Source organism: Colwellia sp. E150_009, from assembly GCF_053543955.1.
In genome coordinates, this window is the sequence record NZ_JBHFOM010000009.1 from 73,356 (window position 1) to 87,546 (window position 14,191).

General features: G+C 35.6%; 10 protein-coding genes. 2 read left to right on the forward strand and 8 right to left on the reverse strand.

Annotated features, from left to right (window positions below):
- The 7 genes from ACE1OF_RS06395 to ACE1OF_RS06425 form a co-directional block, all read right to left on the reverse strand.
- Window positions 1-1,590 (reverse strand): sodium:solute symporter, encoded by a 1,590-nt coding sequence (locus ACE1OF_RS06395; RefSeq protein WP_448893419.1) that lies wholly within the window; start codon window positions 1,588-1,590, stop codon window positions 1-3.
- Between the two features lie 130 nt (window positions 1,591-1,720).
- Complete coding sequence (locus ACE1OF_RS06400; RefSeq protein ID WP_448893420.1) at window positions 1,721-2,812, reverse strand: dipeptide epimerase; 1,092 nt, start codon at window positions 2,810-2,812, stop codon at window positions 1,721-1,723.
- Between the two features lie 40 nt (window positions 2,813-2,852).
- Entirely contained in the window at window positions 2,853-4,256 is a 1,404-nt protein-coding gene (locus tag ACE1OF_RS06405; protein ID WP_448893421.1) for a C40 family peptidase, read from the reverse strand.
- Between the two features lie 56 nt (window positions 4,257-4,312).
- Window positions 4,313-6,205, reverse strand: a complete 1,893-nt coding sequence (locus ACE1OF_RS06410; protein WP_448893422.1) for a glycoside hydrolase family 3 protein — start codon at window positions 6,203-6,205, stop codon at window positions 4,313-4,315.
- A 63-nt stretch (window positions 6,206-6,268) separates the two neighbouring features.
- The gene (locus ACE1OF_RS06415) at window positions 6,269-7,864 is read right to left on the reverse strand and encodes a serine hydrolase (RefSeq protein ID WP_448893423.1); all 1,596 of its coding nucleotides are present in this window, start codon (window positions 7,862-7,864) and stop codon (window positions 6,269-6,271) included.
- A gap of 77 nt (window positions 7,865-7,941) precedes the next feature.
- A complete protein-coding gene (locus ACE1OF_RS06420) occupies window positions 7,942-9,312 on the reverse strand; it encodes a Na+/H+ antiporter NhaC family protein (RefSeq protein ID WP_448893424.1) in 1,371 nt (456 codons plus the stop codon).
- A 125-nt stretch (window positions 9,313-9,437) separates the two neighbouring features.
- On the reverse strand, window positions 9,438-10,430 hold the full coding sequence (locus ACE1OF_RS06425) for a D-cysteine desulfhydrase (protein WP_448893425.1): 993 nt from the start codon (window positions 10,428-10,430) through the stop codon (window positions 9,438-9,440).
- A 175-nt stretch (window positions 10,431-10,605) separates the two neighbouring features.
- Here ACE1OF_RS06425 and ACE1OF_RS06430 point away from each other — a divergent pair, with 175 nt between their 5' ends.
- Together ACE1OF_RS06430 and ACE1OF_RS06435 are read left to right on the forward strand one after the other, a co-directional pair.
- Complete coding sequence (locus ACE1OF_RS06430; protein WP_448893426.1) at window positions 10,606-11,670, forward strand: S66 peptidase family protein; 1,065 nt, start codon at window positions 10,606-10,608, stop codon at window positions 11,668-11,670.
- Between the two features lie 9 nt (window positions 11,671-11,679).
- Complete coding sequence (locus tag ACE1OF_RS06435) at window positions 11,680-12,498, forward strand: hypothetical protein (protein WP_448893427.1); 819 nt, start codon at window positions 11,680-11,682, stop codon at window positions 12,496-12,498.
- Between the two features lie 68 nt (window positions 12,499-12,566).
- On the opposite strand, the gene ACE1OF_RS06440 is transcribed toward ACE1OF_RS06435, so the two are convergent.
- Window positions 12,567-14,096 (reverse strand): fumarate hydratase, encoded by a 1,530-nt coding sequence (locus tag ACE1OF_RS06440; RefSeq protein WP_448893428.1) that lies wholly within the window; start codon window positions 14,094-14,096, stop codon window positions 12,567-12,569.
- Window positions 14,097-14,191: the final 95 nt, after the last annotated feature.

Consider the following 14,191-nt stretch of genomic DNA (forward strand, 5'->3'; position numbering starts at 1 on the left):
TTATATACTCTCACAAGCAGCTACGCTTTTTTCATTCACTTTATTAGAGCCTAATATACAAACACAAAAGGAGATAATAGCACCAATACATAACTGCCAAGTAAAACCTAAATCAAACATCCACTGTGCGGGTAAAATAACTGACATAACATAAGGTTGAAAAAACAAAGTAACCAAAAAACCTATTGTTAATGCCCAAAAAACAGAGCGTTGATTACCTCTTTCGGTAAATAATGCGGTGAAATACACGCCTAATAAACCACTATAAGAAAAAACCATAACGCTTAATGCAAATTTTAATAGGGGCATATCCGTATACCGCTGCCAATAAAAGCATAATATTGCCATTAAACATAATGCAACAGCGACAACGATCATTCCAACTTGCCCTGCTTTTACATAATGTGACTCTGATAGCGCTATGTTGTTCTTTTCTTTAAACGGACGATATAAATCATTAACCACGACTGATGACATTGAATTTAACCCTGAATTTAACGTAGACAAGGCCGCAGCAATAATACCAATAGTAACTAAACCCCGTACGCCTGATGGTATTTCATTAAGTACGTAATACATAAAAATAGTAATTTTTTCACCTTGAAAATCTTGAATAAGTTCATTGGTAGGTAACATCTGCATAATGTCTGGGCGTTGATACAAGATAAAAAGCAATAGCCCAATAATAATGAACAACAACATGACAGGAATAACCAATAGCACCGAAAGCAGCATTGCTTTATTCGCTTCTTTGGCATTTTTACACGTTAAAATACGTTGTGTCATGTCTTGATCTAATCCAAATGCCGCAAAATTTAACAACATAAAACCGGTAATTGCTGACCAAAAGTTAAACACACCTGCAGAAGAAAAATCCCAGTCAAACTTAAAAAGTGCTAATTTTGAAGACTGATTTGGAGCAGGATGTTGTAATGCATCGATAATTTGAGTAAAGCTTGCGGGTATTGCCGTATAAAGAAAATAGATAACAAAAAGAGCCGCACTAACATAAATTGCACACTGAATAACATCGCTGTATATAACAGTTTTTATACCACTGAATACGGTATAAATTAATCCAACAAAAGTTAACAGAATCGTAGCAATAATAACATTTTCTGCTGCTATATTACCAAAGAGAATCATAGCGACAGCCAAAGCGGCCATGTATAACCTTGCCCCACTAGCAAAAACTCTTCCAAACAAATACATCATCCCTGCTTGCTTTTTTGCTGAACTCCCCATTCGCTTTTCTAACAGTTCATAGACAGTAAAAACTTTCTGTTGATAAAATTTAGGCACTAAAAAAATGGTCACTAAAACCGCGGCTATGATCGCTCCAATATTAGTCACTAAATAAGATAAATCGCCTTGATAGCCTTGATCTGGCCCACCTAAAAAAGTGGCCGCAGATTGTGATGTTGCTAAAATAGAAATAGCGACCATCCACGTTGGAATTTTGTTTCCACCAAGAAAAAAATCTTGAGTATTAGTAGATTTTTTGCGATTAAAGTAGAAACCAGAAGCTAATAATAAGATTCCGTATAAACCAAAAACCAGCCAATCCAACCCAGAATAGAGTGTGTTCATATGATCCTCAAAATTTCACACCACCATAATATGGTAATTAACATAATCAGTGGAATAATTTATTCAAACATTACCACACTTTAATAATTAAATATAACAAAATATAATTAAATGAGAATACAACCGTTGTTTATAATTCAACCAAACCATTGATTGAATCTATACCCAAACCGGGGGAATTATTTAACGTAATGACTGATTTATTAAAGGAAACACCTCCAGAAATAGGATCAAACATTCCCAATGCAGGGCCATCAAGATCAATTTTAGTAATAACATCAGCTTTTGCTACCGCTAAATGTGCCGCAGCAGAAACACCTATACTTCCTTCAAGCATACAACCAATCATGCATTCCACTTGATATATTTTAGCAATATCTGCAATTTTAATAGCATTTGAAATACCACCTGTTTTCATTAGTTTTATATTGATAATATCAACTGAATGGCTTGTGATCAGTTCGATAACTTGCTTAGGTGAAAACGCACTTTCATCTGCCATAATAGGCGTGTGTACGCGATCAGAAATATATTTCAAACCCGCAATATCATCTGCTCTCACAGGCTGTTCAATCAACTCCAATTGTATTCCAATACGTTCAAAATAATTGGCTGCATAAACTGTTTGTTTAGCACTCCACCCTTGGTTAACATCTAATCTTAGTTGTACATTTTTATCTATGGCATTATAAATAGCTTTTACCCTGTCAATATCTGCTTCGATATCCGTGCCAATTTTAATTTTTAATATATCAAAGCCGTCGTCTATTGCTTTAATTGAGTCACTTATCATCTTTTCTATATTATCAACACTAATGGTGACATCGGTTTTTAAGGTGTTTTTTCCTCCACCCAGTAACTTATAGAGGGGAGCTTGATGAAGCTTTCCCCACAAATCATATATTGCTAATTCTACTGCTGCTTTCGCGCTGGTATTATTTACTAGCGAGCGTTGAATCACATTAATGATGTCATTTAAGTTTTCAATATCCATTCCCTGCAACTTAGGCAGCATAACCGTATTTATTGCCGCTATAATTGAACCATGCGTATCACCAGTAATAACAGGAGTTGCGGGGGCTGAACCATAACCAATTTGACCCGCATCAGTCTCAACAATAACAACTAAATCTTCAATATTTTCTACTGTCCTCATTGATGTTTTAAACGGGGTTAGCAACGGTACGACTAACTTGGCGAAACGGATATTTGTAATTTTCATTTTACTGCCTTAATGGTTTCTCTATATTTATCAACAAGCTTTAATTGAGTCTGATCTTTTTAATATTATAAAGAGTATCAATATAACTTTTCGTCTTAGATAGCTGTAAAGGCAGTAAAGGGGTAACTGAGACACCATTTAATGTTCCTTTATAAAATTGTTTGTTTTCTAGATAATAAGACAAACCTTTAACATCATGAATAATATAGGGTTGATTATTATAAGTGCCTATATACATCACAACATGACCAGGAATATAGAGTAAGTCCCCAACCTCTAATTGACTTATCGCAGCTAATTTATCTTGTTTATTCGACTGTGACGTAAAATGAACGTTTTTACCATAAGTCGCTCTACCCTGTTGACCTGAGTTTCTTGGCATTAATAAACCGAAGCTTTTGTAAATATCTCCAACAAAACCAGTGCAGTCTCGAGCATTATAATCATGACCCCAGCCATAACGCTCACCTAAAAATTTAAAGGCTTGATTAATAATGTTCTGTTTTGTAAAAGCTAAATATCCAATATTAGTGTCTTCACTTTTTGCTATCATCGCAGGTAAAAAAACTAATTCTCCTTGTTTATTTCGAACAGGAAATTGTACTATGTGTGAGGTATAGGGGTTTTGCCCATAAAGATTCCCAACATGTTCTTCGTTATTAATTAACGGCAACTTTACTCCCATATCTAACTGAACTTGCGAGATCTCAGGCTTATTAGGCACAAAAGTAGTAAAGACTTTACTGCCAGTTACTACTAAAAAGTGTTTGGATTGTATAAAGTTATTAATTGTTTCTTTGCTACCAACGGCAATGTCTTTTTGTGAAACCCAAGCCAAGTAATTGTATGCACGTACTAGGTACCATTGTTTATCTTTACTTTCATGCAACACAGCAACAGCTTCACCAGGAAAAACGGCCGTTTCTTGAAATCTATCAAGGTCTTTATCCATTCCTTTATTGTAAACTCTGTCTTTTGTAGGAAATGTTCGCAATGGAGAACGTTTAACCACTAATCCCCATTTCACTTTATTATTAGCAAATACGCCCGATATATTTACATTATCTCTATAACCGCTAAACTCTTTTTCTCCTAATTTATGACCATCATCATAAAATCGAGCGCCCTTAGGTACAGAGCTAATTTTATTAATTAACGTAATTAATTCGACTTTATTTAACATTTCCTTCATAAATAGCGGTTCAATAACATGAACACTACTATTCATAACTTGTTGATTAAATTCATTGATTTTATCATAGTCAATCAAAGTACTTTGACCATTTAACTGCTTTTGGTTTAAATCAATCCAATAATCACTTGTTAATTGTGCTTCGCTTACATTGATCACGTCTGATCCTTTTTCAAAATATTCAGATGCCGCCCAAGCATAAAAATTTATCTTTATAAGAAATACAAATAAAATAAAACGCTTAATTTTCATTTAAAACCCTCAAGTGAATTCCCACAAACATTCTTTATTGACTTTATACAACCCATTTATGGCAACGATTGTGTTACGGTAATAGGTAAATGCCCCATGGTGGCAATTTGACCTGTTATTATTTGTGCTAAAGCATTAAAAACAGGCCCTGTGTATTTATGTGTTTCAGGTTCTTGATAAGCATTTCCATCAAAAGAAGCTAAAACCCAATCGGCAATATCAGTAAACTTTTCTAATTGATATGGTGCGTTAAGTGAAATGTAAATGGTCGCTAGATCCTTTTCTTTAGCATAGGATAAAATACTCAATGCTTGATCAGCACTTTTCATATTACTTATAATTTTAGCGTTAATTAAATCGCTGGCTTGTCCTGTTTCGACGGCTGTTTTTTGACTATCATTAGCCACAATAACCAGCTCACTATTATCAATTCTTTGATGCATCAAATTAGCATCCAGATCTTCTAAATTGGAGAGTGAAATTTCCCAAGGTTTTCCTGCAATACTTAAAGAATAACTGTTAAGTGCCAATGCCATGGCCTCTGACTGTATTTTTTTAGGAAAGACAAGGTGAATTCTGTTAATATTTGGTAAATGTTTTGCTATTTGGACATTAGACTTAAGCTCAACTACAGACTCTTGAACCAATGCTTGTTCTAGATCTTTGTGTTTGTTACTACCCAATATTTTTTTAGCTCTCGTCACGAGTGTGTTCACATTACTGCTTGGAGTAGCCATTAACTTTTTCTTTAATGTGACAATTCTATCAACTGAATTATTCAATTCATCAATAGATAATTCTCCCGATAATACTTTGTCTACCAATAAGTCAATAAATGCTTTAAAACGAGGTATATCCGAAGGTTGTCTAATACTCATCGGCATCATGGCAATATCAGCCCCCGCATTAAAGGTATGAACAACCGCTTCATCTTCAGAAAAAAACTGGGAAATTCCTGCCATATCTAATGCATCCGTAATAACAACACCGTCAAAGCCCATTTTATCTCTTAACAAGGACGTTAAGATTTCTTTAGACAGGGTTGCGGGCTTTACCATAGAGTCACCAAATTTATTAATCACCACGCTATTATCAAGCGCTGGATATTGAATATGGGCAGTCATAATCATGTGAGCATTACCGTGTTCTATTGCTTTTTGAAATGGTAATAAATCCACCGCTTTAACAACGTCATATATATGCTCAACACGGGGTAAGCCAGTGTGACTATCGGTATTAGTATCTCCATGACCAGGGAAGTGTTTGAGTGTTCCAATAACACCTCTAGACTGCAACCCTTCAAGCATAGCAAGGCCTAATTCAGCAACAATTTCAGGTGTTTCGCCAAAAGAACGAACATTAATAACTGGATTGTTAGGGTTGATATTTACGTCGACATCAGGAGAATGGTTGACGTTAATGCCTAAGACAAATAATTCAGCACCAATAACTTCTCCAACTTTTCTTGCATAATAATCACCGTTATTTTGATAAGTGGCACCAATCGCCATATTACCAGTAAATGAAGTCGCAATAGATCTTGGTAAACGAACAACCCGCCCACCTTCTTGATCAATTGAAATGAATAAAGGCTTGCCACTTTTTGATAACCGTGATGCTTTTTGTAAATCTTGAGTTAAGTTAATAGCTTGCTCAATATCAGTAAAGTTTTCGGCAAATAAAATAATGGAACCAAGCGATGTATCTGTAATCAACTTGGATAGATCATTTGGAAGTGTCGTTACGGGTGACACACATTGGTTGTCTTCAGTAAAAACAACATGCTCGGTTATTTCAGGACAATAATACCGAATATCCAACATAATTTTCTGAGCAATTTTTTGTGCTATTTCCGTCCTTTCAGTTTGATAATTAAAAAACAAAATAACGGTTATAAATATAACTCCAACTAAGCTAAACGTCGTTTTCAGACCTATACGATCAAACATAATTCCTCTTATCCCTATATATTCTTTAAATAGGTGCTAATTAATAATGACAATGGGCTTTTCTCACAGACGAGTGAAATTTAAATCAACATAATCAAAACTGGCATCTACATCATCAGAATATCTATCCATTTTTAATGAGATAACGTTGTTGTTCTCATCAACAATAAATCGAGCAAAAGCATCTGCTTCTAGACTTCTATCGTCATACCAAACAATAAATTCATTATCTTGATTTTCAATCATTTGCCCCTTCATTCTTGTTGACTTCAATGATTGAAAGTAAAGCTGTTTATTTTTTAATGAAATTTTCACTTGGCCAAACCAAGGATCTTGATAAAGGCCAGTATAAGCATTTAAAGGTAAATCAACCTGTTTACGAATAGGTATTACGTTTAGTGAAAGGCTAGTATCAAAATCTGTTGCATGTTTTTTGGCAAGTTTTTCTTGCTGGAGTTTTAATTGTATGGCCAACCAATCTTTTTGCTCAATATCCATAAATGATTGAACAATACTGCTCATTATTGCATTTCTTGCGTAATATGAGTTTTGATTAATCAGTACAATCACACCTAAATCAAGCTCTGGTATTAAAGTAATGTAAGATAAATTACCTGATAATGTGCCAGTATGAGAAACACGTTTAAAGCCATGCATATCAGCTAAATGCCACCCCAAACCGTAAGATTTAAAATGAGTATTATCAAATTGCTTGTCATATTCACTAACGGGCAAAATAGTGTGTGGTTGCCACATCACTTCACTTTGTTCTTCATTGAAAATACTAATACCCGATGGAGATACACCTCTATTTAACTGAGTTTCAACCCAAATAAGTAAATCATTAACACTGCATTTTATGCCACCTGCAGCCGCCATAACGCTCTCTTTATGATACGTTTGGTTACGCTTAATAATGGTGGGCTTGTTATTGATTAACCCATGCGGCTGAGCAATGTTTTTCATCTGTTTTGCTGGAACTGGCCCTGCAAAACAACGTTTCATTTGAAGGGGTAAAAAAATATTTTCTTCTACAAATATTTCCCAAGAGACACCTGATATTTTTGCAACAATCTCTCCTGCAACTATATACAGTAAATTATCATAAGCATATTTACTGCGAAAACCTGAAGCTGGCTTCAAATATTTCAAGTTATTAATAATTTCATTACGGCTAAAACCTGCAGGCTCAGGCCATAACATTAAATCACCTGCAAAACGAGCCAGACCACTGCGATGCGTTAATAAATCAGCAATGGTAAACTCCTTACTTACCCATTCATCATAAAGTGCAAAGTTTGGAATAATGTCAACTACTTTAGTTTCCCAAGTAATCTTTTTTTGATCTATCAATATAGCTAACGCCGCCGCCGTGAAAGCTTTTGTTGTCGATGCAATTTTAAAAACTGTATTTTGATCAATCGGTAGTGACTGATTAATATCTTGTAGCCCGTAACCTTTACTTAATAAAACCTCACCATCTTTTATCACGCCTATTGCTGCTCCAGGCACTTTAAAAGTGGTCAAAACATTATTAACTAACGTATCTACCTTTTCCGCATCAAACACATCATTATGGGCAGAATTTGCTTGAGCACACAATGGCACCCCTACCAAGGTACAAATGAAAGTTAATGAAATTAAATAATTTTTCATCATTAAAAAGTCTCGTGTTAATGAATAAAGCCAAGCTATATTAAAAATAAATTAGCCCTAGCGATAATGAACTACGCTTCTTATAAAAAAGCTATGCCATATAAGGTATATAAAATAAGCGTTAACGCACCACCAAATAATGCATAAGGTAATTGAGTTTTAACATGCTCCAATAATTCACAACCAGAGGCGATAGCTGAAACAGCTGTGGTGTCGGAAATAGGTGAACAATGATCACCAAAAACACCACCTCCTAAAATAGCTGCAATAATAAATGAAGGTGGTAGACCTAGTGTTTGAATAAGTGGAACGCCAATAGGAATAAGTATTGCAAAGGTTCCCCATGAGGTACCTGTAGAAAAAGCTATAAAGGCACCAGCTAAAAATAACATAGGCGCAATCATAAATAATGGTAAAGAATCTCCAATGATTTGTGAGACATAAATACCTGTTCCTAATTCTTTTAAACTGGCACCCAAGGTTAATGATAATAAAACAATAGTCACTAAAGGCAATAATTCACTCATTCCATCAAAGCCAATTTTAACAAGTTGATGGTGTGTAAATTTTTTAGTTGATAACATCATGATATAAGCAACCAAACAGGCACTAATGGTGGCATACAATACTGACTTTGAACCACTGCCATTAGCTAAAGTGCCATCACCAGTCCAGAACATAAAAGCGATCATGCCAAAAACCATGGTGAGTAATGGCAAAAACATAAACCTTGCTTTTGTCGGTTTAAATTCATGATGACGCTCTTCATCATGCTCAACTATTGATTTTGAACGTGCCAGTGGGCCATGTAAATTTCCAGTATATGCAGTATACCAAACCATCATTAGCGCAATAATAGGATAAAAATTGAGTGCAATGGTTCCCCACATCACTTCTGCTGCACTTTGCTGAAAATCATAATTACTCAATAAGCCTAAAACAAAAGCCCCCCAACCATTAAGCAATACTAAAATACAAATAGGTGCGGCACTGCTGTCAATAATAAAGGCGAGTGTGGCTCTGCTCATTTTATAACGGTCAAATAACCCTCGGGAAACTATCCCTGCGGTTAACACAGAAAGGTTACTTTCAATAAAAATTGCCATGCCTGTAAAATTTGCCATGAAGGCTGCTTGACGCCTGTTTTTACCTATCCCTTTAGCAATAACATATTCAACCATTGCTGTTACGCCACCAGAATGACGCATAAAGGCCAAAACCGCGCCAATAATTAAACTAAAAAGAATAATTCGTGTATTTCCATCTGAGCCAAAAATAGAAACGATACGTTCAAATGTTCCAATACCTCCATGAAACAGCATTGTTGCGCTAGTTTCTACAAGTAATATTTCAGAAGTCATAATAGCTAGCAATAATGCCAATATAACTTCCTTTTTCCACAATACGATTGCAACAGCAACGAGCGGCGGTAACAATGAATACCATTCCATATTTAAGCCTTTACATAAAAGTCATCAATAGAGCATACTGACAAATAAGAATAGATTATTCAAGAAATAACTAACAAATGTAATTTTTTATTAAAAACCATATTCCACTACAAAAACAATATTAATTAAAATATTTCTTGATAAGCATATATCCCTTGGCTACCACCAGTGTGGATAAATAAAATATTATCTTTCTCGTCAAACACATCTGTTCTACATAAGTCAATTAAACCTGACATTCCTTTCCCCGTATACACAGGATCTAGAATCAACCCTTCATTTTGTGCACAAAGCCTAACAGCCTCAATCATTTTATCTGTAGGTATACCGTATCCATCGCCATAATAATTGCCATTTGCAAACACTCGATTTTTTACTAACTTAGGATCTAAACCAATCAAGGTTAATGTTTTTTTCAATAAAGCCGTTACTATGTCAACCTGCTCATTCTCTGGACGACTCACACACACACCCAAGACAGGAATATCAACACCTGCTAAAATTAACCCCGCTAATAGCCCTGCTTGCGTACCAGCGCTACCTGTAGCGAGTACAATATGGTCAAGTGCTATTTTTTGCTCATTTATTTGGCTAATTATTTCTTGTGCGCATTGTATATAGCCTAAACTGCCAATTTCATTGGACCCCCCCATAGGAATAAAATAAGGATTTTTTCCTTTTGCTTGTAGCTCATTCATTAGTTCATCGGCGTAATCAGTGCAATTTTCTTCTTCAGATAAACGATGCACCGTTGCACCCAATAAATTATTTAAAAGTATATTGCCATTATGGTAGTAATCAAACTTTGGCGTACCCTTAACATCCTCTAATACCAACTCACACTTTAAACCAAATTTAGCTGCTGCAGCTGCCGTTTGTCGCGCATGATTTGATTGAATTCCCCCAACAGTGACTAAGGTATCTGCATTCGCAGCTAACGCATCTGCAACCAAATATTCTAATTTACGTGTTTTATTACCACCACCAGATAAACCAGTGCAATCATCACGCTTAACAAAAATATTACGATTTAATAATTTTGATAATTTAGGCATCGCTTCAAGCGGAGTAGGACTATGAGACAGGCTCACACGAGGGATAACGTTTAATCGCGACATTGACATTAATGTTCAACCTTAACTTAAAGTTTAAAAAGATAAATTATAGCATTTAACTATTGTGAACACATAAGTTAAAAATACTATAAAATTCTTAATATTGGTTTTTTTTGTAATAAAAAAATTTTACTGTATACTCCTAATTTACTATTCTAAAATGAAAATAGGAATAAAAATGACGCCAAGAAGAACCTTTATAAAAGCAATGATCAGTTCTGCCATTGCAGCAAGCTTTCTTCCCAACATTACCAACGCAGCTACAGTAAATAAAGTTGGTTTGAAGACTGATCCTCAAATAAAACCTAAGCGTTTAAAAGCAGGAGACACTATTGGTTTAATTACACCCAGTAGTAACACCTGGGAAGATGAAGAAATTCATTTTGCTGCAGATGTCTTAAAATCTTTTGGTTTTAAAGTGAAAAAAGGTAAGTATATTTTTGAGCGAAACGGTTATTTGGCTGGAAAAGACAAAGATCGTGCTTGGGATATTAACGATATGTTCCAGAACAAAGACATTGACGGTATCTTTTGTTTACGAGGTGGCTATGGCTCGCCGAGAATATTACCCTATTTAGATTACGAACTTATCGCTAAAAACCCTAAAGTACTTATAGGTTATAGTGATATTACAGCACTATTAAATGCCATTTATGCCCGCACTGGTTTAATTACATTTCATGGTCCTATCGCCAAACAAAACTTTACTGAATATACCCTACAAAGTTTTAAGAAAATTTTATTTACACCACAAGCAAATGTAGATCTTGGCAGTCCTCCGATTTTCGAAGCAAAGGAAGGCCAAGCAGAAAAAGACAATAGAGTGACTTTAATTAATAAAGGCCTCGCCCATGGTCAGCTTATTGGTGGTAATCTTTCGTTGATGGTAAAATTAATAGGCACTCCCTTTGAACCTGATTATACCAATAAAATTCTATTTTTAGAGGATGTTGAAGAGGCGCCTTATCGAATCGATGGTATGCTAACGCATTTAAAAATTTCTGGCAGATTAAGTAAACTTTCTGGCATAGTGTTTGGTAAATGTACTGATTGCTCGGCTACTGGCAACTCGCTAAGTATTGAAGAAGTGATAAAAGATCGATTGGGTGATTTGAATATCCCTGTGTTAAAGGGGTTAATGATTGGCCACATTGACGATATTTCAACTATTCCTATTGGCGCTATGTCAACTCTCGATGCAAACAATAAGAAGTTAACATTAACTGAAACAGCCGTTAAGTAGAGACAGTTTATGCATAATTTACTTTTAGTATTATCTCATGCTTTAGTTTTTCCACAGCAATCTAATATCTATTTAGAAATAGTCGGCAATAACGATACAAATAATAAATGGGCTTTTTTTGCACCACACGAAGATGAGTTTGTTGCTAACCAATATGTTGCTAAAAAGATAATTGAAAAAGGTGGAATATTCGCTGTTTTAAGACAAAATGGAAAACGCCTAGTTACCCTTAACATTGACGGTAAAAAAGTAAAAATCGATCCTAATCGTATCTTTACTGAACATGGCAGAATAGCAACGATAAAAAAATTAAACCCAACAATAAGCAAGCAACCGTTATTTGTAAGTAAAACCGAACAGCTAGCTGAATCATTAAGCCAATTTATACTAACCGCCTTAAATGCTAGTCAACTAACAGCCTTAGTAGCTATGCATAATAATACTAATGGTTTTGAAGGTGATAATAAAAAAGGTACAGGCGATGTTTCAATTATTCGCTACCAAACAAAACTCAACAGTGGTGCTAAATACTTAATAGATGTATCAAATGGCACTTATGATGAAGATGATTTATATTTTCTAACAAATAAAAACGATTTTGAAATTACCAAACAATACGGTTGGAATGCTGTGCTACAAAATCCTGAAGTCGCTTATGAGCCAGATGAAGACGATGGTTCTTTATCAGTTTATGCAGAAATGAAAGGCTACCGTTACATTAATATAGAAGCTGAAAGAACCTATAATGGCTTTGGAGAAGATCATTTTACAGTACAAACTCAAATGGTTGATTTCATTTTTTCATTATTAGAAGGCAAAACCCAATAAAGCAATTAACCCTTTATGAACAAGTAAATCCCCCCGCATAGCATTCAATGCGGGGGCTAGAATAAATTTTACACTTTTAATTTTTGATCTAACTCTTCTATTTTAGCTTTCCAAATTGCAGGGCCTGTCACATGGGCTGATTCGCCTGAGCTATCAACAGCCACTGTCACAGGCATGTCTTCAACTTCAAACTCATAAATAGCTTCCATTCCTAACTCTTCAAAAGCAACCACTTTTGCTTTTTTAATCGCTTTTGATACTAAATAAGCAGCACCACCAACAGCCATTAAATACACCGAGTTATGATTTTTAATACTTTCACATGTGGCAGCACCACGCTCAGATTTACCAATAGATCCTAAAAGCCCTGTTTGAGCAAGCATCATATCTGAAAACTTATCCATTCTTGTCGCAGTCGTTGGACCCGCAGGGCCAACCGCTTCATCACCAACAGCATCAACGGGGCCAACGTAATAAATAAACTTATCAGTGAAATCTACAGGTAGTTTTTCCCCTGCTGCTAACATATCCTGAATACGTTTATGGGCAGCATCACGACCCGTTAAAATAGTACCACTTAACAATACCGTTTCACCTGTTTTCCATTGTGCAATATCAGCTTTCGTTAACCCATTCACATTGACACGACGAACATTTTCACCAACTTCCCAAGTAATGTCTGGCCATTCTTCTAATTTTGGTGGTGTTAAATCTGCAGGACCAGAACCATCTAAATGAAAGTGTACATGTCGGGTGGCAGCGCAATTGGGAATCATCACTACAGGTTTAGAGGCAGCATGAGTCGGCACAGTATTAATTTTTACATCAACAACGGTGGTTAAACCACCCAAACCTTGGGCACCAATACCTAATTTATTTACACGGTCAAAAATCTCTAGGCGCAGTTCTTCTTCAGCATTTTGAGGTCCTCTGTCCATTAATTCTTGAATATTAACAGGTTCCATTAAACTTTCCTTAGCTAATACACCTGCTTTCTCTGCTGTACCACCAATACCTATGCCCAACATTCCTGGCGGACACCAACCAGCCCCCATTGAAGGTAAAGTTGCTACTACCCAATCAGCAATAGAGTCTGATGGATTTAACATCGCCATTTTAGTTTTATTTTCGCTACCGCCACCTTTAGCCGCTATCATCACTTCAATTTCATCACCTTCAACAAGGTCAATGTGTACTACTGACGGCGTATTATCTTTTGTATTTTTACGTGCGCCAGCAGGATCTGCAACAATTGATGCACGTAAAGGATTATCAGGATTCATATAAGCACGGCGTGTTCCTTCATCAACCATTTGCTGAACTGTCATATCCGTTTTATCCCACTGTACGGCCATACCTACTTTTACAAAACAGGTAACAATGCCTGTATCTTGGCAGATAGGACGTTTACCTGTAGCTGACATACGAGAGTTAATAAGAATTTGTGCAATGGCATCTTTTGCTGCTGTATTTTGTTCTCTGTGATAGGCTTTTTCTAATGCTTGAATAAAATCAAGTGGATGATAATAAGAAATATACTGCAGTGCATCTTCAACACTGTCGATTAAGTCTTGTTGTTTGATAATTTTATGGGACATTTTGCTCTCAACTCTCTTTAACGGTGTGAATACCCAAGTACACTAAAACCTGCAATTTCAATTCATTTGGGTATATAATTTGTTTCTATTATAAT

Coding starts and splice junctions, on each gene's coding strand:
- ACE1OF_RS06395 (WP_448893419.1), bottom strand. CDS start 1,590: ATGAACACACTCTATTCTGGGTTGGATTGGCTGGTTTTTGGTTTATAC.
- ACE1OF_RS06400 (WP_448893420.1), bottom strand. CDS start 2,812: ATGAAAATTACAAATATCCGTTTCGCCAAGTTAGTCGTACCGTTGCTA.
- ACE1OF_RS06405 (WP_448893421.1), bottom strand. CDS start 4,256: ATGAAAATTAAGCGTTTTATTTTATTTGTATTTCTTATAAAGATAAAT.
- ACE1OF_RS06410 (WP_448893422.1), bottom strand. CDS start 6,205: ATGTTTGATCGTATAGGTCTGAAAACGACGTTTAGCTTAGTTGGAGTT.
- ACE1OF_RS06415 (WP_448893423.1), bottom strand. CDS start 7,864: ATGATGAAAAATTATTTAATTTCATTAACTTTCATTTGTACCTTGGTA.
- ACE1OF_RS06420 (WP_448893424.1), bottom strand. CDS start 9,312: ATGGAATGGTATTCATTGTTACCGCCGCTCGTTGCTGTTGCAATCGTA.
- ACE1OF_RS06425 (WP_448893425.1), bottom strand. CDS start 10,430: ATGTCGCGATTAAACGTTATCCCTCGTGTGAGCCTGTCTCATAGTCCT.
- ACE1OF_RS06430 (WP_448893426.1), top strand. CDS start 10,606: ATGACGCCAAGAAGAACCTTTATAAAAGCAATGATCAGTTCTGCCATT.
- ACE1OF_RS06435 (WP_448893427.1), top strand. CDS start 11,680: ATGCATAATTTACTTTTAGTATTATCTCATGCTTTAGTTTTTCCACAG.
- ACE1OF_RS06440 (WP_448893428.1), bottom strand. CDS start 14,096: ATGTCCCATAAAATTATCAAACAACAAGACTTAATCGACAGTGTTGAA.